This window comes from uncultured Flavonifractor sp. (assembly GCF_944385615.1).
Taxonomy (GTDB): Bacteria; Bacillota; Clostridia; order Oscillospirales; family Oscillospiraceae; genus Flavonifractor.
Genome location: NZ_CALWXV010000010.1, coordinates 1 through 21,441, shown reverse-complemented (window position 1 = coordinate 21,441; position 21,441 = coordinate 1). Strand labels below are relative to the sequence as shown.

General features: G+C 61.2%; 17 protein-coding genes and 1 pseudogene. 13 read left to right on the top strand and 5 right to left on the bottom strand.

Translation table 11 applies throughout. The features are described from left to right. Positions 1-124 precede the first annotated feature (124 nt). The gene (locus Q0J75_RS04465) at positions 125-1,243 is read left to right on the top strand and encodes a 5-bromo-4-chloroindolyl phosphate hydrolysis family protein (protein WP_297197254.1); all 1,119 of its coding nucleotides are present in this window, start codon (positions 125-127) and stop codon (positions 1,241-1,243) included. 291 nt (positions 1,244-1,534) lie between these two features. On the opposite strand, the gene Q0J75_RS04460 is transcribed toward Q0J75_RS04465, so the two are convergent. Together Q0J75_RS04460 and Q0J75_RS04455 are read right to left on the bottom strand one after the other, a co-directional pair. Continuing rightward, entirely contained in the window at positions 1,535-2,500 is a 966-nt protein-coding gene (locus Q0J75_RS04460; RefSeq protein ID WP_297197251.1) for an Ig-like domain-containing protein, read from the bottom strand. A gap of 179 nt (positions 2,501-2,679) precedes the next feature. Next, positions 2,680-3,096, bottom strand: a complete 417-nt coding sequence (locus tag Q0J75_RS04455; RefSeq protein ID WP_191435275.1) for a hypothetical protein — start codon at positions 3,094-3,096, stop codon at positions 2,680-2,682. Between the two features lie 182 nt (positions 3,097-3,278). Between Q0J75_RS04455 and murI the strand changes: the two genes are divergently transcribed. The 7 genes from murI (at position 3,279) to Q0J75_RS04420 (ending at position 13,143) form a co-directional block, all read left to right on the top strand. After that, on the top strand, positions 3,279-4,094 hold the full coding sequence (gene murI, locus Q0J75_RS04450) for a glutamate racemase (RefSeq protein WP_297197242.1): 816 nt from the start codon (positions 3,279-3,281) through the stop codon (positions 4,092-4,094). An 89-nt stretch (positions 4,095-4,183) separates the two neighbouring features. Further along, entirely contained in the window at positions 4,184-4,627 is a 444-nt protein-coding gene (locus Q0J75_RS04445; protein ID WP_297197239.1) for a DUF1934 domain-containing protein, read from the top strand. A 55-nt stretch (positions 4,628-4,682) separates the two neighbouring features. Then, complete coding sequence (gene argS / locus Q0J75_RS04440; protein ID WP_297197236.1) at positions 4,683-6,431, top strand: arginine--tRNA ligase; 1,749 nt, start codon at positions 4,683-4,685, stop codon at positions 6,429-6,431. 320 nt (positions 6,432-6,751) lie between these two features. Next, positions 6,752-8,026 (top strand): glycosyltransferase family 2 protein, encoded by a 1,275-nt coding sequence (locus Q0J75_RS04435; protein WP_297197233.1) that lies wholly within the window; start codon positions 6,752-6,754, stop codon positions 8,024-8,026. A 133-nt stretch (positions 8,027-8,159) separates the two neighbouring features. Beyond that, complete coding sequence (locus tag Q0J75_RS04430) at positions 8,160-9,383, top strand: homocysteine S-methyltransferase family protein (protein ID WP_297197230.1); 1,224 nt, start codon at positions 8,160-8,162, stop codon at positions 9,381-9,383. A gap of 221 nt (positions 9,384-9,604) precedes the next feature. Further along, positions 9,605-11,926: an anaerobic ribonucleoside triphosphate reductase gene (locus Q0J75_RS04425; protein WP_297197339.1), complete on the top strand. Its 2,322-nt coding sequence runs from the start codon at positions 9,605-9,607 to the stop codon at positions 11,924-11,926. 14 nt (positions 11,927-11,940) lie between these two features. Beyond that, positions 11,941-13,143 carry a class I SAM-dependent rRNA methyltransferase gene (locus tag Q0J75_RS04420; RefSeq protein ID WP_297197227.1) on the top strand — a complete coding sequence of 401 codons (1,203 nt, stop codon included), beginning with the start codon at positions 11,941-11,943 and terminating at the stop codon, positions 13,141-13,143. 215 nt (positions 13,144-13,358) lie between these two features. Here Q0J75_RS04420 and Q0J75_RS04415 read toward each other — a convergent pair whose 3' ends face one another. The 3 genes from Q0J75_RS04415 to proB all read right to left on the bottom strand — a co-directional run bounded on the left by Q0J75_RS04415 (position 13,359) and on the right by proB (position 15,883). Further along, entirely contained in the window at positions 13,359-13,700 is a 342-nt protein-coding gene (locus tag Q0J75_RS04415; RefSeq protein ID WP_297197224.1) for a hypothetical protein, read from the bottom strand. Positions 13,701-13,787: 87 nt separating this feature from the next. After that, entirely contained in the window at positions 13,788-15,035 is a 1,248-nt protein-coding gene (locus Q0J75_RS04410; protein WP_297197221.1) for a glutamate-5-semialdehyde dehydrogenase, read from the bottom strand. 35 nt (positions 15,036-15,070) lie between these two features. Continuing rightward, positions 15,071-15,883, bottom strand: a complete 813-nt coding sequence (proB, locus tag Q0J75_RS04405) for a glutamate 5-kinase (RefSeq protein WP_297197217.1) — start codon at positions 15,881-15,883, stop codon at positions 15,071-15,073. Between the two features lie 192 nt (positions 15,884-16,075). On the opposite strand from proB, the gene Q0J75_RS04400 reads away from it, so the two are divergent. From Q0J75_RS04400 to eno, 5 genes and pseudogenes are all read left to right on the top strand, one after another. Beyond that, positions 16,076-16,570: a tRNA (cytidine(34)-2'-O)-methyltransferase gene (locus tag Q0J75_RS04400; protein ID WP_297197213.1), complete on the top strand. Its 495-nt coding sequence runs from the start codon at positions 16,076-16,078 to the stop codon at positions 16,568-16,570. Next, positions 16,567-17,757 (top strand): phosphoglycerate kinase, encoded by a 1,191-nt coding sequence (locus tag Q0J75_RS04395; protein ID WP_297197210.1) that lies wholly within the window; start codon positions 16,567-16,569, stop codon positions 17,755-17,757. Before Q0J75_RS04400 ends, Q0J75_RS04395 begins: the two co-directional genes overlap by 4 nt. Before the next feature lie 228 nt (positions 17,758-17,985). Next, complete coding sequence (tpiA, locus tag Q0J75_RS04390; RefSeq protein WP_297197207.1) at positions 17,986-18,759, top strand: triose-phosphate isomerase; 774 nt, start codon at positions 17,986-17,988, stop codon at positions 18,757-18,759. Positions 18,760-18,824: 65 nt separating this feature from the next. After that, positions 18,825-20,345, top strand: a complete 1,521-nt coding sequence (gpmI, locus tag Q0J75_RS04385) for a 2,3-bisphosphoglycerate-independent phosphoglycerate mutase (RefSeq protein ID WP_297197204.1) — start codon at positions 18,825-18,827, stop codon at positions 20,343-20,345. A 329-nt stretch (positions 20,346-20,674) separates the two neighbouring features. Further along, positions 20,675-21,441: pseudogene (gene eno, locus Q0J75_RS04380) on the top strand (phosphopyruvate hydratase); the annotation flags it as partial.

The window sequence follows — 21,441 nt, the reverse complement described above, 5'->3', positions numbered from 1 at the left end:
AGAAGTTCCGTTCCGCCTATTCAGCATGGTCCGATGGAGGACGACCTATCCATCGAAACTTTGTCACTTTTGTGATTGAATAACAGTATTTTTTTCATTTGACTGCAAAAGGAGCGCGGTATATATGCCATATCAGTGGGACCGGCGTCCAGACGAGAACAGGGATTTGTTTTCCTGGATCGTCACATTGATTCTGCTGGTCAGCCCGCTGTGGTTTGTGGGGCTGATCCTGCTGTTTCGCAAGCTCAACGGCCTGCAGCGCAGGCCGCAGTTTCCCTACCTGGGGCCCAGTCCTGTCACCGGGGGAGGACCCAGGACTCCACCGCCGGGCGCCGGTGGAAAACGGCCCAGCCTGAATAAGGGCAGGATCATGACCATCGGCGGGGCCGCCATGGCCATTCTCTTCGGTATCGCCGGGATGTGCGCTCTGCCGGTGGTGACCGGCATCTGGGGCTTTCCCCTGTCGCTGGCCATCCTCTCCCCGCTGATCGGCCTGTGCGCCGGCGGGTTGGTCCTCATGCTGGCGGGGAGCCTCAGCACCCGCAAGGTACGGCGTTTCCGAAAGTATCTGGCCCTTATTGGACGCCGGGAGAGCGTTTCGGTGGTCCAGCTGGCCCACGCTATGCCTGTGCCGGTGCGCAAGGCGTGCAGCGATTTGCAGGAGATGCTGGACGAGGGCATCCTGCCCGCCGGGTATCTGGATATGTCCTCCCATCAGCTCATCCTCAGCGACGAGGGACTGCGGGATGAGCCGGAGCCGGAGCAGTGGGCGGAAGGCCCCAAGGACCAGAAGGAGGAAGAGCCCCTGGACATCCGGGATGACGACGCCGTGCTGCGGGAGATCCGCCGGCTCAACGACGATATCGACGATGCGGAGATGAGCCGCAAAATTGACCGTATTGGGGAGATCACCAGCAAAATCTACGCCTATGTCAAGCAAAATCCGGGCAAGGAGGATCAGCTGCGCTCCTTCCTGAACTACTATCTGCCCACCACCCTGAAGATCCTCAAGGCCTATGCCCGAATGGAGGACCAGGGCGTGGAGGGAGAGAACATCCGGGCGGCCAAGGCCCGCATCGAGGGCATGATGGACAAGGTGGTGGACGGCTTTGAAAAGCAGCTGGACCGCCTCTTTGAGGTGGACACCATGGATGTTACCGCCGACGTACAGGTGCTGGAGCAGATGCTGGAGAAGGACGGTCTGTCCGGCGGCATTGAATTTGGGCAGAAGGAGTCTTCATAAAACGTTTACACAAGGTCCAAAAATTGTCCAACACTCGACAGGGCGGCTGTGCTATTCTATGAGCACAGCCAAGAAATACGGCAAGGGCGCCGCGCCGGGAGCGTGCGGAGGACAAATGCCATCCGGAGCGCGTTCAGCAAACCAGCCCGCCCTTGTGACTGCCCCCCGGCTGTGGGGGCAGACCAAAAACAACACCGGCCCGGCCGAGTGATTGATATACAGTAGGATTCCTCCCAAACCCCAGACAGAAAGGAGCCCCGGACAAACGTCCGGGGCTCCTTTTATGTTGGATCAGTTGCAGCGTACGATGCAGGTCAAGGTCTGACCGTCCACCGAGCAGGTCAGGGTGGTCTGTCCCTTGCTCACATAGGTGACGGTGCCGTTGCTGGACACGGTGGCCACCGCGCTGTTGCCAATGCTCCACACCGGGGTGGAGGAGGTGCCGCTTACCTTCACCTGGAAGGAGGGGTAGGTCTTGCTGAGTGTGAAGTCGGTCCGGTTCAGGGACAGGGAAGCGCTGCCGGTACTGGTGCCGGTGTTGGTCTCGGTAGAGGTGCCGCCGGTGGTCACGGAATTGTGGACCAGGCAGGTGTGGGTCACGCCGCCGGGCATGGTGGCGGTGATGGTGGCGCTGCCCGTCTTGGAACCGGCGCTCACCTTGCCGGTATCGTCCACCGCAACCACCTCGGGATCACTGCTGCTCCAGGTGATAGTACCAGTGGAGTCGGCCGGGATGAAGGTGACCGTCAGGGTGATGGGGTCGGGATAGCGGTTGCTGAAGGAGAACTCCGTCAGGCTCAGGGTGAAGTCGGTGGCCGTCTGGTCCGCCGGGATGGTCTCCACAGGAGCGGCAGAGTCGGTGGGGGCGGGGGAGTCGGTGCTGGGCGTTACCGATTCCACAGGCTGGCTGCTGGGCAGCGTGAGCGGATCGCCTGCCGAGCTGCCTTTGGTGACCAGGGGCATAATAAACCAGATCACAATGATGACCGCCGCCAGGATGATGGCCAGGGAGATGATGATTCCGATCAGCCGCAAAGGCGAAGGGCTCCGGCCATAGCCGCCGCCCCGGGTGTTGGTGACCAGACGCTTGCCGCCCCGGGCGCTGTGGGAGGATTCGTCCTCTCCATCGCCGCCGGCCTCGTCCATGGGGATCTCATCACAGAAGGGACAGTGCTTATAAGTAGAGGCGTAATCTTCGCCGCAGAATTCACAGTGGATCATGGTGGGACGGTCGTCCCGATTCCGCTTGGATGCCATAGGAAATCCCTCCAATCGACATAATTCATTTTATTGTACAACGTCAGACGGCGGCCCGTCAACGGTACTTCTGGAATTGTAAAAGTTTGTTCACAATTCGTAGCGTTCTTGTCCGTGGAGCCCAGAGGGCAAAAAAGCCCCCTGCCGCCGGTTATGCCGGGGCAGGGGGAGGGACTGCCTTACAGATGGTCGCTGTCCACCAGGATATTGTCGGTACCGTGTTCCTCAAATTCCGCGATATAGGCGTCGATGCGGCTGGCCAGTTCGTCATAATTGCTCTCGTCGATGGGGGCGTCGTCCATGTCCCGGCGGGCCAGGTCCTCCGCCAGAATGTCAAAAAAGACGTTGTTCTCATATTCCATGATGGCCTCGTGGATGCCGCCCTCGGCGAAGGCGCGGGAGGGGACCACCTCGCCCTGCCAATCTTCGGCCAGCATAGGCATGCCCTCCGCCCGAGCCTTGGCAAAGAGCAGGCTTTCCACCTCGTCATAATCTCGGAACCGGTCGTCGCCCCGGGTGGAGTTCAGAATCCAGTTGCCGATATAGGCCATATCCAGCAGACGGCGAAACTGCTTGGTCGTCAGTTCCAGCTTCATACCAATGCGACCTCCTTGCTGTCATGACGTTAGGGCACGGGGGACCATACCCCACTCTCATATTATAGTCGCCCCCGGAGAAATGTCAAACCAGGGAAGGAAAAATGTGAAAATAACCCCTTGTTTTCCGCCTCTGTTTCCCCTATGATTAAAAGAACCACAGTAGAACAGGAGGGAGCGCCTTGGATGGACGACCCATCGGCGTATTTGACTCAGGGCTGGGAGGCCTGACCACGGTGCGGGAGCTGTGCCGCCTGCTGCCCGGAGAGGATATCGTCTACTTCGGAGACACCGGCCGGGTGCCCTACGGCAGCCGCTCCCGGGAGACCATCGTCCGGTATGCCCGGCAGGATGTGGCCTTTTTGCGTACCTTTGATCTGAAACTGATCGTCATCGCCTGCGGTACCGTGTCCACCACGGCGCTGGAGGTGCTGGCCCAGGAAAACCCCATCCCGGTGCTGGGGGTGGTAGCTCCCGCCGCAGCAGCAGCAGCCAGGGCCACCCGAAACGATAGAGTGGGCCTGATCGGCACCCAGGCCTCCATCCGTAGCGGGGCCTATGAGGCCCTGATCCACAAAGAGGATCCGGCGGCCCAGGTCTTTTCCCAGCCCTGTCCTCTCTTTGTGCCCCTGGTGGAGAACGGACGGTTCAAGCCAGGCGATGTGGTCATCGAGACGGTGGCGGCGGAGTACCTGGCCCCCTTGAAGGCGGCCGGGGTGGACACGCTGGTGCTGGGCTGTACCCATTACCCGCTGCTGGAGGGGGTCATCTCCGCCCAAATGGGGCCCGAAGTGACTTTGGTCAATGCCGGGGCCGAGGGCGCCTGGGCGGCAGCGGCCCGGCTGGCAGAGCTGGACGCTCTCTCCGGCCGCGATGGGGGCGGGACCTGCCGCTATTTTGTCAGCGACCGGCAGGAGGATTTTTCCCGTCTGGCCTCCATTTTCCTGGGCTGGGACGTGACCGGAGCGGTGGGTCAGGTGGATATCAGCCGCTATTGAGGTCTGCCCCCTTTACATTGGGGCTGGAATTGGATATAATATGGTGCAATTTGCGGCCGAAACGGCCGGTAAAGAGGGAACACAGAACCATGGAGAACAATGTTATCATATCCATTCAGGGCAAGCAGTCCTTTGAGGACCAGGAGCCCGAGGTGATCGAGTTGGTGACTGAGGGGCGGCTGGCCCCCGACGGAGCGGATGGGTACACCCTCAGCTATCAGGAGAGCGAACTCACCGGGCTGGAGGGCACTTTGACCACCTTCCAGATTGAGCCCGAGCGGGTAACCCTGCTGCGGATGGGGGAGGTCAACTCCCAGATGGTCTTTGAGGAGGGCAGGCGGCACCTGTCCATGTACAATACCCCCTATGGGGCCCTGGCCGTGGGGGTCAGCACCAAGAAGATGCGTGCCCAGCTCAGTCCCGACGGAGGCAGCATCGAGATCAACTACGCCCTGGAGATCGACCATGCGGTGGCGGGAGAGAATCTCTTCCATATCCAGGTGCGGCAGAAAGGGAACGGCATCCGGCAGTGAGCGCAAGGCGCTCCAATGCTTGCATTTTTGAGAAATCAAAGAAAAGGTGATAGAAATGTCCAATATGATCCAGGCGGCCCGGGAGCAGGTCGCCCAGCTGACCCAGGCGGCCTATGAGAAGGCCGCGGCGGCCGGCCTGCTGCCCGCCGGGGCGGAGGTCAAGGCCACCATTGAGATCCCGAAGGACCCCACACATGGGGACTACGCCTCCTCCTTTGCCATGGCGGGGGCCAAGGCGCTCCACAAGGCACCCCGGCAGATCGCCCAGACCATTGTAGACAACCTGGAACTGGCGGGTACCTTCTTTGATAAGGTGGAGATCGCCGGACCGGGCTTTTTGAACTTCACGCTGGGCAGCAAGTGGTACGGCGAGGTGCTGACCGACATCCAGGCCGAGGGGAACACCTACGGCGCGGTGGATGAGGGCCACGGCGAGAAGGTGATGGTGGAGTTTGTCTCCGCCAACCCCACCGGCCCCATGCACATCGGCAACGCCCGGGGCGGCGTGCTGGGCGACGCTCTGGCCAGCGTGCTGGAGCGGGCGGGCTACGACGTGTGGCGGGAGTTCTACGTCAACGACGCAGGCAACCAGATCCACAAGTTTGCCATGTCTATTGACGCCCGCTATCTCCAGATCGTGCTGGGGGAGGAGAATCACTCCTTCCCTGAGGACGGCTACCACGGGGACGACATCAAGGAGCTGGCCCAGGCCTTCTACGACCAGCACGGCCCCTCCTGGAAGGACAAGCCGGAGGAGGAGCGGCAGGCCGCCATGGCCCAGTACGGCCTGTCGGTCAACATTCCCAAGATGAAAGCGGATCTGCGCCGGTACCAGATCGAGTATAATGAGTGGTTTTTGGAGTCCACCCTCCACGAAAGCGGCTATGTGGCCGAGACGGTGGGGATGCTGGCCGACAAGGGCTGGACCTATGAGAAGGACGGAGCCTTGTGGCTCAAGACCACCGATCTGCTGAAGCAGAAGTTTATGAATGAGGGCAAGACCCAGGAGCAGGTGGACAAGCTGGACCTGAAGGACGATGTGCTCCGCCGGGCCAATGGCTTCTACACCTATTTTGCCGCTGATATCGCCTATCACCGCAACAAGCTGGAGAAGCGGGGCTTCTCCAAGGCCATCAACATCTGGGGCGCCGACCACCACGGCCACGTGGCCCGGCTTCAGGCTGCTCTGGACGGCCTGGGTCTGGACGGCTCCCACCGGCTCGTTGTGGTGCTGATGCAGCTGGTCAACCTGCTTCAGGACGGGCAGCCCGTCCGTATGTCCAAACGCTCCGGCAAGGCCATCGCCCTGCGGGACCTGCTGGACGAGGTCAGCGTGGACGCCGCCCGGTTCTTCTTTAACTCCCGCTCTTCCACCTCTGCTCTGGACTTTGACCTGGACCTGGCGGTGCGGCAGGACTCGGACAACCCGGTGTACTATGTGCAGTACGCCCACGCCCGGATCTGCTCTCTGGTGAGCCGCCTTACCGAGGAGGGGGCTCAGGTGCCCGATGCGGCGGCAGTGGACGCCTCTCTCTTCACCACGGCGGAGGAGAAGGCCCTCATCAAGACCCTGTCCCAGCTGCCCGAGGTGATCCGTATCTCTGCCCGGGACTACGACCCCTCCCACGTCAACCGCTATCTCATCACCCTGGCTGGCGATTTCCACCGGTTCTACAACGCCTGCCGCATCAAGGGCGAGGAACCCCACGTGCTTTCCGCCCGGCTCAAGCTGGCCGATACCGTGCGGGCAGTCATTGCCAACTGTCTGGCCCTCATCGGCGTTACCGCCCCTGAGAAGATGTAACAAAACAACCTCAGGCCCCGCCTTTCTGTGAGAGGCGGGGCTTTTTGTTTCTCTGTTCAAGAAAATAGTTTCTATATTATGTATACATAGAAAAACGATATAATGTTTCCAAAAACGGAGAAAGTTGTGACAGTGGAATCCTTTTACAGAGATGAGGGAGGAAATCTTACATTTGTATAAAAGAAATAAAAACTTTCCCTTAATCTTCTGTTAATTGGTATGTAACACTCTTGTAATCTTTTCGGGGTGTGGTATGATATGCAATACACGCAGACGTACTGCGGTTTCCTTCAGCCATCGACAGACGGAGGATTACTGGAATGATGATACTGGAACTTGTAAATGATTTGAATTTTGCGGTAGTGGTGCTCTTCACCCTGCTCTATTTGTACCAAGGCTTTTATGTGGTAGTAGGTCTGGTACGCCGGCGCTGGAAAGACAGCCATCAGCCCCAAACGCTCCACCGGTTTGCCGCCATCGTATCCGCCCGCAATGAGGCGGCGGTCATCGGAGAACTGTTGGACAGTCTGAACAAACAAAACTATCCCAAAGAACTGCTGGATCTGTATGTGGTAGCCGACAACTGTACCGATGATACCGCCGGTGTGGCCCGCAAGGCCGGCGCTTTTGTATACGAGCGCTTTGACCAGCACAAAAAGGGCAAGGGCTATGCCATGGATTACCTCTTCCACCGGCTGGAGGAGGAGGGCAAAGACGTCTACGACGCCTATTTTGTCTTTGACGCCGACAATCTGGTGGACCCCAACTTTGTGTCCGAGATGAACCGTACCTTTGACAAGGGGTATGACGCCATCACCTGTTACCGCAACTCCAAGAATTTCGGGGATAACTGGATCTCTGCCGGCTATTCCATCTGGTTTTTGCGGGAGGCCCGCTTCCTCAACTTCCCCCGCACCCTGCTGGGCACCAACTGCCATGTGTCGGGTACCGGCTTCCTGGTGTCTGCCCAGGTGATCCGGGACAACGGCGGCTGGCCCTTCCACCTGCTGACCGAGGACATTCAGTTCTCCGTGGACTGCGCCATTCAGGGCCGGAAGATCGGCTACTGTGACACCGCCGTGGTGTATGACGAGCAGCCCACCACTTTCCGCCAGTCCTGGGACCAGCGGCTGCGGTGGTCCAAGGGCTTCTATCAGGTGGACCGGGAGTATACCGCTCCCCTGCTGAAGGGCTGCTTCCGGCCCGGCCGGCTGGGTACCTCCTGCTATGATATGTTTGTTACCGTGGCCCCCGGTATGCTGCTTACCCTGGTGATGATCCTCTTCAACGGCATCATCCTGGCCACCTGCATGACCCAGCCTGCTTATCTGGCCGCCCGGGTCATTGACGTGACCGTGGGCTTTATGTTCTCCGCCCTGTGGAACTTCTATGTGGGACTGTTCTGCTATGGTATGCTGACCGTCCTCTCCGAGTGGAAGCATATCAGCACATCTCCTCTGCGGAAGCTGGGCTATGTGTTTACCTTCCCCATCTTTATGTTTACATACATCCCCATTTCCATTGCCGCCCTGGTGAAGAAGGTAGAGTGGAAGCCCATCTACCACACCGCCACCAAGCGCCTTGGCGCGGGCTGAGCCAAGCTGTTTCCAGAGACCTGCCGTATAGGGCGGCAGGTCTCTTTTACGCCCTCCGGGCGGGGTTGCATTGCGGTAAGAGACTGTGCTATAATAGCACCCAAATGTGCAATGCAGGAGGAACAACGCAATTATGGACACCATTCCCATCTCTCTGCCCATTTTGATGGACGGCGCCACCGGCACTGAGCTGCGCAAGCGGGGTATGCCCGCCGGAGTCTGTACCGAGCAGTGGGTGCTGGAGCACCCCCAGGTGCTGCTGGAGGTACAGCGGGGCTATGTGCGGGCAGGCAGCCGGGTCCTGCTGGCCCCCACCTTCGGCGCCAACCGGGCCAGTCTGGAGCGCAGCGGGATCACCGGGCAGGTGGGAGAATATAACCGCCGTCTGGTGGAACTCACCCGGCAGGCCGCCGGAGAGGGCGTGCTGGTGGCGGGAGATCTGGCCCCCACCGGGCTGGCGCTGGCCCCCTTTGGCGAGAGCAGCTTTGAGGAGCTGGTGGCGGTATACACCGAGCAGGCCGCAGCGTTGGAAACTGCCGGGGTGGACCTGTTCCTAGTGGAGACTATGACCAACATGGCGGAGGCTCGGGCGGCGGTGCTGGCCTGTAAGAGTGTGTCCTCTAAGCCGGTATGGGTGAGCTTTGTCTGCGACGACGAGGGCCGTACCCCCGGGGTGGGTACCGATGTGCTGGCCGCCCTCATCGTCATGCAGGGCATGGGGGCCTCTGCCTTTGGCCTCAACTGCACCAGCCCCGCCGACACGGCGGAGCAGCTGGAACGGCTGGCCCCCTATGCGTCCATACCTCTGATTGCCAAGCCCTCCGCCGGGCTGCCCGGGGCCTGCTGCGCCCCGGAGGAGCTGGCGGCTTTTGCCCCCCGATATGCCGCCGCCGGTGCCCGTATTTTTGGCGGTTGCTGCGGCACCACGGAGGGCCATATTGCCGCCCTGGCCCGGGCGGTAGGCCAGGTGGATTTCGGGGCCTTTCCGCCGGTGGAGCGGGACCCTGACGTGATCCCCTGCGCCAGCGAGAAGGAGGCCCGCTTTATTACCCCCGATGTGGACGTGGGGGAAACCATTGAGTGTACCCCTGATCTGATGGAGGACATTCTGGAGGCGGAGGAGCAGTCCCCCCAGGGGGCGCTGAAGATCGCCATCCTGGAGGAAGACGATCTGGATATCTTTGCCGAAAATCAGTATGTGGTAAAGGACGCTTTGTGCCTGTGGTCCGACGTGCCCGAGCTGCTGGAGCAGGCCCTGCGGCTCTACCAGGGCCGGGCCTTCTGGGACGGCACCGGGGATCTGGAGGAGGAATTTCTCCAGAAAATGGCGGCCCGGTATGGGCTGGTCCTGCTGTAAGGGCCTCTGTCAAGGACCGGCCGGAACAAGAGAGAAAATCAGCGAAACAGACAAAAAGCACGTCCCCTTTTTGGGACGGGCTTTTTGTTTTGTGCCTTGACGGGGATATCAAGATACGGTATCATGGATGTTGCGCAAAAAAGAAAAACACAAGATATTGTGTCGAATTAGGACGAACAGGCATGACCTGCATCAGCGGAGACGGAAAGGAACGGATCGCAATGACACTCACCAAGATCAGAAAGCGGGACGGCCGGCTGGCGGACTTCAACGAGGACAAGATCGCCGGAGCCATTGACAAGGCCTTCCAGGCCACCTACAAGCCGGGCAAGGAGGTAGAGGCCAGACGGCTGGCCGATGAGGTGCTCTCCATCCTGGAGGTGGAGGGGGAGAAGCAGCCCGACGTGGAGCATATCCAGGATCTGGTGGAGCGGGTGCTGATGGACAACGGCTATATCCAGACCGCCCGGGCCTATATCCTCTATCGGGAGGAGCGCAGCCGGGCCAGAGAGATGAACACCCGCCTGATGAAGACCTACGAGGACATTACCTTCTCCGCGGCCAAGGACTCCGACATCAAGCGGGAGAACGCCAACATCGACGGCGACACCGCCATGGGCTCCATGCTGAAGTTCGGCTCTGAGGGAGCCAAGCAGTTTTACGATATGTTCGTCCTCAACCCCGACCACGCCCGGGCCCACCGGGAGGGGGATATCCACATCCACGACCTGGACTTTCTGACCCTCACCACCACCTGCTGTCAGATCGACATCAAGAAGCTGTTTGAGGGGGGCTTTTCCACCGGCCATGGCACCCTGCGGGAGCCCAACGACATTGCCTCCTATGCCGCCCTGTGCTGCATCGCCATCCAGTCCAACCAGAATGACCAGCATGGCGGCCAGAGCGTGGTGAACTTTGACTACGGAATGTCCGACGGGGTGCGCAAGACCTTCAAGCGGGTGTACCGGCAGAACCTGGCCCGTGCCCTTATGCTGCTGGAGGATGAGAGCGACCCTGAGGGGGTGCTGAAGGAGATCATGGCCAAGCTGGAGCGGGAGAACGGCCTGTGCCCTGTATTGGCGGGGGATGAGGCCTATTTTGCCGCCGAGCGGGCCGCTCTGGTGCCCCAGTTCGGGGACGAGGCCACCGTGGAGAAGGCCCAGAAATTTGCCCAGCAGCGGGCGGTGAAGGAGACCGACCGGGCCACCTATCAGGCCATGGAGGCCCTGATCCACAACCTGAACACCATGCACTCCCGGGCCGGGGCCCAGACCCCGTTCTCCTCCATCAACTACGGCATGGATACCTCTCCCGAGGGCCGTATGGTGATGAAAAATGTGATGCTGGCTACCGAGGCCGGCCTGGGCGGGGGAGAGACCCCCATTTTCCCCATTCAGATTTTCCGGGTGAAGGAGGGGATCAACTACAACCCCGGCGAGCCCAACTATGACCTGTTCCAGCTGGCCATGCGGTGCTCCGCCAAGCGGCTGTTCCCCAATTTCTCCTTTATCGACGCCCCCTTCAACCTGCAATACTACAAGCCCGGCCACCCTGAGACCGAGATCGCCTACATGGGCTGCCGCACCCGGGTTATCGGCAACGTGTACGACCCCAGCCGGGAGATCTGCAACGGCCGGGGCAACCTGTCCTTTACCACCATCAACCTGCCCCGGCTGGCCATCAAGGCCAAGGGGGACCTGAACACCTTCTTCGAGTCCCTGGACCGGATGATGGACCTGTGCGTGGACCAGCTGCTGGAGCGGTTTGAGATCCAGTGCCGCAAGCATGTGTACAACTTCCCCTTCCTCATGGGCCAGGGGGTGTGGCTGGACAGCGACAAGCTGGACTGGGAGGACGAGGTGCGGGAGGTGCTCAAGCACGGCACCCTGTCGGTGGGCTTTATCGGCCTGGCTGAGACACTGAAGGCCCTTATCGGGGTCCACCACGGAGAGAGTGAGAAGGCCCAGGTGCTGGGCCTGGAGATCATCTCCCACATGAGGGCCCGGATGGATCAGGAGAGCGAAAAGCGGGGGCTCAACTTCTCCCTGCTGGCTACCCCTGCCGAGGGGCTGTCCGGCCGCTTTGTGCGCATGGACAAGGCCCGCTTCGGGGAGCTGGAGGGGATCACCGACCGGGATTATTACACCAATTCCTTCCATGTGCCGGTGTATTACCCTATCTCGGCCTACGACAAGATCCAGATCGAGGCCCCTTATCACGCCCTTACCAACGCCGGACATATCAGCTACATCGAGATGGACGGCGACCCCACCGACAACCTGGAGGCCTTTGAAAAGGTCATCCGCTGCATGAAGGAGAGCGGCATTGGCTACGGCTCGGTCAACCACCCGGTGGACCGGGACCCGGTGTGCGGCTTCTCCGGCATCATTGGGGACCGCTGCCCCGGCTGCGGCCGCACCGAGGCCGACGGGGTGCCCTTTGAGCGCATCCGCCGGATCACCGGTTACCTGGTAGGCACCCTGGACCGCTTCAACAACGCCAAGCGGGCCGAGGAGCGCGACCGGGTGAAGCACGGCGTATAAGGAGAGATTGGAAAATGACAGACGCAGCCATCCGCCTGAAGCGGGGAGAGGGCCGGTCCTTCAAGGCGGGCGGCCCCTGGATCTATGACAATGAAATCGGTGAGATCTTGGGCGATCCCGCCGACGGCGGCATTGTCCGCATTGAGGATTACAATGGTTACCCGCTGGGTGTGGGCTTTCTCAACCGTGCTTCCACTATCGCGGTGCGGGTCCTGTCCCGCAAGGCGGATACCGTCATCGACGAGGCGTTTCTGGAAGGGAGGGTCCGGGCTGCCTGGCAGTACCGCAAGGACACGGTGGACACCTCCTCCTGCCGGGTTATCTTCGGAGAGGCCGACTTCCTGCCTGGTCTGGTGGTGGACAAGTTTGCCGACGTGCTGGTGGTGGAGTCCCTGGCCCTGGGCATTGACAAGCTGAAGAAACCCATTGTGGACCTGCTGGTGAAGGTGCTGGCCGAGGACGGCGTGACCATCCGGGGGGTGTACGAGCGCAGTGATGCCAAGGTGCGCCTGAAGGAGGGCATGGAGCGGGTGAAGGGCTTCTTGTCCCAGCCCTTTGACCCGGTGGTGGAGATCGTGGAAAACGGGGTCCGCTACCTGGTGGACGTGGCCGAGGGGCAAAAGACCGGCTTCTTCCTGGACCAGAAGTATAACCGGCTGGCCATCCAGCCTTTGGCAAAAAACGGTCGGGTGCTGGACTGCTTTACCCACACCGGAGCCTTTGCCCTCAACGCCGCCAAAGGCGGCGCCAGAGAGGTGCTGGGTGTGGACGCCTCCCAGCTGGGGGTGGATCAGGCCACCCGGAACGCCCAGCTCAACGGCATGAGCGACCGTGTGCGGTTTGAGTGCCATGATGTGTTTGAACTGCTGCCCGCCCTGGAAAAGCAGGGGGAGCGATTCGACCTGGTGATTTTGGACCCGCCTGCCTTTACCAAGTCCAGAGCCTCGGTAAAAAAGGCGGTGACCGGCTACCGGGAGATCAACCTGCGGGGCATACGCCTGGTGAAAAACGGCGGCTATCTGGCCACTTGCTCCTGCTCCCACTTCATGACGCCGGAGCTGTTCACCAAGACCATCGGGGAGGCCGCCCGGGATGCCCGACGCCGCCTGCGGCAGGTGGAGTACCGCACCCAGGCCGCCGACCACCCGGTGCTGTGGGGGGCGGACCAGTCCCTGTATCTGAAATTCTATATTTTCCAGGTTTTGGAGGAGCAATAAACGATGGGGCCGCTGCCATTGGCAGCGGCCCCTGTCAGCTTGTTAAGAAAGCCTCGCAGAGTTTGCGCCTACAGGCGCAAATCAAATAAATCAGTTTTCCGCGGCGACATGCGCGTCGCGGAAAACACTTCTCAGCCCGCAAGTGTGGAATTTATCCGCTAGCGGCGGATAAATTATGCGCGCGGCGGGCTGCATTCTTCTCCATCAAGTGGCAATTAGCCACTTGATGGAACGAAAAGACAGCGCTCGTTCCGGTCTATATAGTGGGCATCGGCCCGCAGGGTGAGGGGATGGCTGACCCCCTCCGGCAGGTAAAAGCGCAGGCCGGTGAGCGTTACATCGGCGGCGGCTGGCTGGTGGTGGGGCGGGACGGTAAAGAGCCGCGCCCCCAGACAGGTGTCTCCGTCCATCAGCTCGGCGGCCAAAGCCACCCGCCGCTCGGGCAGCACCCCGGTCAGGACCAGGGAGCAGTCGATGATCTGCCCGCCGCCGGGCTGGAGGGCGCCCAGGTCGCAATATACCACGCCGCCCTCCGGCATAATCTGGCGTTCCAGCATGGAAGCACCCCCTACAAATTCATACGGCGGGCACACCTGCCCGCCGTATGTAAGATGAACCTTGTATGGGGCCGCTCCATGCTATGCTCAGCGGATCTGGCCGGTGCCGTAAATCACAAATTTGCTGGAGGTCAGCTCCTCCAGCCCCATGGGACCCCGGGCGTGCATCTTCTGAGTGGAAATGCCGATCTCCGCCCCCAGGCCGAACTCGTTGCCGTCGGTAAACCGGGTGGAGGCGTTGACGTACACCGCCGCTGCGTCCACCTGGTCCAAAAACTGCTGGGCGGCAAAATAGTTGTTGGTGACAATGGCCTCGGAGTGGCCGGTGCCGTGGGCGTGGATGAATTCCACCGCCTCCTCAAAGCCGCCCACCACCTTGACGGCCAGGATATAGTCGCCAAATTCCGTATCCCAGTCCACCTCCTGGGCGGGCTTGACAAAGTCCCCCAGAATGGCCCGGGTCTCAGGGCAGCCCCGCAGCTCTACCTGCTTGGTCTGGAGCAGCTGCCAGGCCATGGGCAGAAACTCACGGGCGATGGCCCGGTCCACCAGCAGGCACTCTGCGGCGTTGCACACCGAGGGCCGGGAGGTTTTGGCGTTGTGGATGATGCGGGCGGCCATGTCCAGATCGGCCTCCCCGTGGACGTACACATGGCACACGCCCACGCCGGTCTGGATTACCGGCACCTTGGCGTTTTCCACCACGCTCTTGATGAGTCCCGCGCCCCCCCGGGGGATGAGCACGTCCAGATATTCTGTCAGATTCATCAGCTCCGTAGCGCTCTCCCGGCTGGTGTCGGTGACCAGGGCCACACAGTCCCGGGGCAGACCGGCGGATTCCAGGGCGTCCCGCATGATGGAGACAAAGGCCAGATTGGACGCAAAGGCCTCCTTGCCGCCCCGGAGGATAACGGTGTTGCCCGACTTCAGGCACAGGGCGGCGGCGTCCACCGTCACGTTGGGCCGGGCCTCGTAGATAATGCCGATGACACCCAGCGGTACCCGGCGCTTGCCGATGATAAGCCCGTTGGGACGGGTGCCCATGTGGGTGACCTGTCCAATGGGGTCGGGCAGGGCGGCCACCTGCCGCACGCCGTCCACGATCCCGTCGATGCGCCCGGCATCCAGAGCCAGCCGGTCCTGAAGAGAGGGGCGCATGTTGGCGGCTCTGGCCGCCTCCATATCCCGGCCGTTGGCCGCCAGGATCTCATCGGTCCGCTGTTCCATGGCCTGGGCGATGGCCTCGAGCGCGGCATTTTTTTGGGCGGTGCCCGCGATGGACAGTACCCGGCTGGCATTTTTGGCCGCCAGCCCCTGCATTTCCAGCTGTGTCATGATAGTCACTCCTTTAAATGGTGATGCAGGCAGTCTTAAGGGGCTGCAAAGCGGGTGCCCACATCCTTGCCTGCCACAATATCATAGAGAGATTCGATGTTGTTCCCGTTGGCGATGACCATCTGGATGCCTGCGTCCAGGGCGATCTGGGCGGCGTTGAGCTTGGTAGCCATGCCGCCGGTGCCCCGCCAGGTGCCCGCGCCTCCGGCCATGGCCCGCAGCTCGGGGGTGATGGCCTCCACATGGTGGATGAGCTTGGCGTTGGGATGGGTCCGGGGGTCAGCGTCGTACAGCCCGTCGATGTCGCTGAGCAGCACCAGCAGATCAGCGCCGCACAACCGGGCCACGATGGCGGAGAGAGTATCGTTGTCGCCCAGCACCTTGCACTGGCCGGTCTCGATCTCGGCGGAGGACACCGAGTCGTTCTCGTTGACCACCGGGATGACCCCCAGCTCCAGCAGGGCTTCAAAGGTGTTGTGCAGGTGCTCCGAGCGGATGGGAGCGTCCACATCCTCACCGGTGAGCAGGATCTGGGCCACCGTCCGGTTATACTCGGCAAAGAGCTTGTCATAGATGTGCATCATCATGCACTGGCCCACGGCGGCGGTGGCCTGCTTCATCCGCAGCTCGGTGGGCCGGGCCTCCAGCCGCAGCTTTTTGGTGCCGATGCCGATGGCGCCGGAGGACACCAGCACCACCTGATAGCCCATGCCCTCCAGATCGGAGAGCACCCGGGCCAGATGTTCCATATTCTGAAGATTGAGGCTCCCGGTGTCCCGGGTGAGGGTGGAGGTACCCACCTTGACCACCAATCGATGTACCTGATGTTTGGACTGCAATGCGTTCATCCTCCTCGTTTGATCCGGTGTCTGGGAGCATCATACCATAGTTTTCTAGTACAGTAAAGAAAAGAAGCAGGGTTTGTACAAAGAAAACTGTACGTTTTACCGCTTTTTCACGCTTTTACGGTTGAAATCCCCGAGATTTTGGAGTACAATAGCCTGCGCTGAACAGTGATAGAGGTGTAAAGAGGGAGTAAAATGCTGAATATCGTGCTTTATCAACCGGAAATCCCGCAGAACACCGGCAACATTGCCCGTACCTGCGCGGTTACCGGGATACGGCTCCACCTGATCAAGCCGCTTGGCTTTGATATCAGCGACAAGGCGGTCAAACGGGCCGGCCTGGACTACTGGCATCTGGTGGATCTGCGGGTCTATGAAAATCTGGAGGACTTTTTTCAAAAGACCGGCGCCGAGGATATCTGGCTAGCCACCACCAAGGCTCCCAGACCTTACACGGAGGCTCAGTTCCGGGACGAGTGCTACCTGATCTTCGGCAAGGAGACCGCCGGTCTGCCGGAGGAATTCCGGCAGCGGTATCGCGACCGGTGTATCCGTATCCCCATCCGGGCCCAGGCCCGGTGCCTCAATCTTTCCAACTCAGCGGCAATCCTAGCGTACGAAGCCCTGCGACAACTGGATTTTCCCGGACTGACCGGGGAAGGCGAGATGAAAGGAGCTAGTATAGTATGAACTACAACAAGAAGACCGTGAAAGACATCGACGTGGCCGGCAAGAAGGTCCTCCTCCGCTGCGATTTCAATGTGCCCCAGGACAAGTCCACCGGCGCCATCACCGACGACAAGCGCATCGTGGCTGCCCTGCCCACCATTCAGTACCTGCTGGAGCAGAACGCCGCCGTCATCGCCTGCTCTCACCTGGGCAAGCCCAAGGGCGAGTGGAAGGAGTCCCTGACTCTGGCTCCCGTGGCCAAGCGCCTGAGCGAGCTGCTGGGCCGCGAGGTCATCTTTGCCAAGGACATTGTGGGCGACGACGCCAAGGCCAAGGCCGCTGCCCTTCAGCCCGGCCAGATCCTGCTGCTGGAGAACCTGCGCTTTGACAAGGGTGAGGAGAAGAACGACCCCGCTTTCGCCAAGAAGCTGGCCGACATGGCTGAGGTGTACGTATCCGACGCCTTTGGCACTGTGCACCGCGCCCACGCCTCCACCGCCGGTGTGGCCGCCTATCTGCCCGCCGTCTCCGGCTTCCTGATCGGCAAGGAGCTGGACATCATGGGCAAGGCTCTGGACGACCCCAAGCGCCCCTTCGTGGCTGTGCTGGGCGGCGCCAAGGTGTCCGACAAGATCAACGTCATCAACAACCTGCTGGAGAAGGCCGACACCATCATCATCGGCGGCGGCATGAGCTACACCTTTGCCAAGGCCAACGGCCACACCATCGGCAAGTCCCTGCTGGAAGAGGACAAGCTGGACTACGCCAAGGACATGATGCAGAAGGCCAAGGACAAGGGCGTCAACTTCCTGCTGCCCTGCGATAACCTGTGCGCCGTGGAGTTCTCCAAGGACGCCGAGCCTGTGGCCGTGGGCGAGGATATCCCCGCCGACCTGATGGGCATGGACATTGGCGCTAAGACCATCGAGGCTTTCTCCGCCGCCGTCAAGGGCGCCGGCACCGTGGTGTGGAACGGCCCCATGGGCGTGTTTGAGTTCCCCGCCTTTGCCGAGGGCACCAAGGCCATGGCCAAGGCTCTGGCCGAGTCCGGCGCTATCACCATCGTGGGCGGCGGCGACTCCGCCGCAGCTGTGGAGCAGCTGGGCTATGCCGATAAGATGACTCACATCTCCACCGGCGGCGGTGCTTCTCTGGAGTTCCTGGAGGGCAAGGAGCTGCCCGGCGTGGCCTGCCTGCTGGATAAGTAAGAAGCGCGGAGGGCCCGCAGCAGGCGGATAAGACCCGGAGCGGAGCAAACGGACCGGAGGCCCGAGGGGGCCGCAGGCCGGCTTGCAAAGCCGGAGGGGCTTATCCGCCGCGGCGGAGGGCCCGCAGCGTGACAGTAATAAAGATAATAAAGCGCAAATTTTTCCCGCCAGACCCATCCGGGTCAAAAACCAAGAGAGAAGAATAGAAGAAAGGGGCCCAGCCTACCCATGAACAGAAGATATCGCAAGACCATTATCGCCGGCAACTGGAAGATGAACAAGACCCTCTCCGAGACCAAGGCTTTTGCCGAGGAGCTCAAGCCCCTGATCGGCAAGCCCAAGTGGTGTGAGGTGGTGCTGTGCGTGCCCTCCGTGAACCTCCAGGCTGCTGTGCGCCTGTTCAAGGAGAGCCGCGTGGCCATCGGCGCTGAGACCTGCCACTATGAGTCTCACGGCGCTTTTACCGGCGAGGTTTCTCCTGAGATGCTCAAGGAGATCGGCGTGAAGTACGTCATCATCGGCCACTCCGAGCGCCGTCAGTACTACAATGAGACCGACTTCACCGTCAACAAGAAGGTCCACGCCGCCCTGGAGGCTGGCCTGTATCCCATCGTGTGTGTGGGCGAGAGCCTGGAGCAGCGGGAGCTGGGGGTCACCATGGACCTGATTTCTTACCAGGTGAAGGCCGCTCTGTCCGGCGTGCCCGCCGACAAGATGCGCCATGTGGTCATCGCCTATGAGCCCATCTGGGCCATCGGCACCGGCAAGACCGCCACTGCCGAGCAGGCCAACGAGGTGTGCGAGGCCATCCGCGCCGTTATTCGCAAGCTGTACGGCGCCCGCGTGGCCCGCTCCGTCACTATCCAGTACGGCGGCTCCATGAACGCCAAGAACGCTCAGGAGCTGCTGGCTCAGCCCGACGTGGACGGCGGCCTGATTGGCGGCGCTTCCCTGAAGGCTCCCGATTTTGTGGAGATCATCAACGCCGCGAATCAGGAATAAGAAGCGTGACATCAGGCGCATTGAAGCGCTTTGCCAGCTTTCAGAACAGAGAACAGAGGTAAACTATGAGTAAAACACCGACCACACTCATTATTATGGACGGCTTTGGCCTGCGGGACGACAAGACCGGCAACGCCATCGCCGCAGCCCACACCCCCAACCTGGACAAGATCTTTGCCGAGAATCCCGGCTGCAAGCTGGCGGCCTCCGGCATGGACGTGGGCCTGCCCGAGGGCCAGATGGGCAACTCTGAGGTGGGTCACACCAACATCGGCGCGGGCCGGGTGGTGTTCCAGGACCTGCCCCGGATCACCAAGTCCATCCAGGACGGCAGTTTCTTTGAGAATGAGGCCTATATTGAGGCCATGGACGACTGCAAGGAGCGGGACGGCGCGCTGCACGTGTTCGGCCTGCTGAGCGACGGCGGCGTCCACAGCCATATCACCCACATCTTTGCCCTGCTGGAGATGGCCAAGAAGCGGGGCCTGCACAAGGTGTTCGTCCACTGCTTCCTGGACGGCCGCGATGTGCCCCCCTCCTCCGGCAAGGACTATGTCCAGCAGCTGGTGAACAAGTGCAAGGAGCTGGGCGTGGGCCAGGTGGCCACCGTCATGGGCCGCTTCTACGCCATGGACCGGGACAAGCGCTGGGACCGTTTGCAGCGGGCCTATGACGCCATTGTCCTGGGCGTGGGCACCGAGAACCCCGACCCGGTGGACGCCGTTCAGAAATCCTACGACGCCGGGGTCACCGACGAGTTTGTGGAGCCCGTGGTATGCACCAAGGAGGGCAAGGTGAAGGAGGGCGACTCCATCATTTTCATGAACTTCCGCCCCGACCGGGCCCGGGAGATCACCCGGTGCTTTGTGGACCCCGCTTTCACCGACGTGGAGCGGAAGAAGGGCTATTTCCCCGTCACCTATGTGTGTACCACCGAGTATGACGCCACCATGCCCAACGTGCTCATCGCCTTCCCCCATCGGGAGCTGGAGAACATCTTTGGCGAGTATATCGCCCGCCAGGGCTACACCCAGCTGCGCATCGCCGAGACCGAGAAGTACGCCCATGTGACCTTCTTCTTCAACGGCGGCGCCGAGCAGGTCTTCCCCGGTGAGGACCGGTGCCTGATCCCCTCTCCCAAGGTGGCTACCTACGATTTGCAGCCCGAGATGAGCGCCCCCGAGGTCACCGAGGAGGCAGTCAAGCGCATCGAGAGCGGCAAGTATGACGTAATCATCCTCAACTTTGCCAACTGTGATATGGTGGGCCACACCGGCGTGTTTGACGCCGCTGTAAAGGCCGTGGAGGCCGTGGACACCGGTGTTGGCAAGGTGGTGGAGGCCACCACCAAGATGGGCGGCGTGTCTCTCATCACCGCCGACCACGGCAACGCCGACCGGATGCTGGACGACGACGGGACCACTCCCTACACCGCCCACACCACCAACCTGGTGCCCTTCTATATTGTGGGCGCCGATGTGAAGCTGCGGGACGGCCGTCTGGCCGACATCGCCCCCACCATGCTGGATCTGATGGGCCTGGAAAAGCCCGCGGAGATGGATGGGGAGACGCTGATTCTGAATTAAGGGATTTTCCAGGCTCATCTCCGCCGAAGGCGGGCGGCGCTTGCGCCGTCCAAGCGTTTTGGCCAAAGGTCAAAACCTTGATGCCGGGGCAATTCAGTTGCCCCGAGCAGATAAAAAAGAACGGGGTCCCCGCGCGGCCTGCCGCGTGGGGTGCCTGGAAAAGCCCGCTGAGATGGACGGGGAGACGCTGATTCTGAACTAAGCGGTATCCGGCGGAATTCCGCCGTACCAAATATATTGTTCCGGCGGACTGTATGTCCGCCCCCCACAATTCAATTCCCCTGTATGGCGGGATTTTCCCGCCGCCAATACGAAAGGAGTTTTCTACCATGAAGCAGATCATCGAGATCGTTGACGTGCTGGGCCGTGAGATCCTGGACAGCCGTGGCAACCCCACCGTTGAGGTGGAGATCTATCTGGAAGACGGCACCGTGGGCCGCGCCGCTGTGCCCTCCGGCGCTTCCACTGGTATCTATGAGGCCTGTGAGCTCCGCGACGGCGACAAGAGCCGTTACATGGGCAAGGGTGTCCTCACCGCTGTGAAGAACGTCAACACCGAGATCGCCGAGTGCCTGGTGGGCATGAACGTGCTGGATCAGACCGCCATCGACAAGGCCCTCATCGCTCTGGACGGCACCCCCAACAAGACCAAGCTGGGCGCCAACGCCATCCTGGGCGCCTCCCTGGCCTGCGCCAAGGCTGCCGCTGAGAGCCTGGGCACCAGCCTGTACAACTATATCGGCGGCGTCAACGCCAAGACCCTGCCCGTGCCCATGATGAACATCCTCAACGGCGGCGCTCACGCCACCAACAACGTGGAGATCCAGGAGTTCATGATTATGCCCGTGGGCGCCTGCTGCTTCCGCGAGGCTCTGCGTATGTGCGCCGAGGTGTTCCACACCCTGAAGAAGACCCTGAAGGAAAACGGTACTCCCGCCGCCGGCGTGGGCGACGAGGGCGGTTACGCTCCCAACCTGAAGAAGGATGAGGACGCTCTGAAGGTCATCGTGAAGGCCATTGAGGAGGCCGGCTTCAAGCCCGGCGAGGACTTCATGATCGCCATCGACGCCGCTTCCTCCGAGTGGTGGAACGAGGA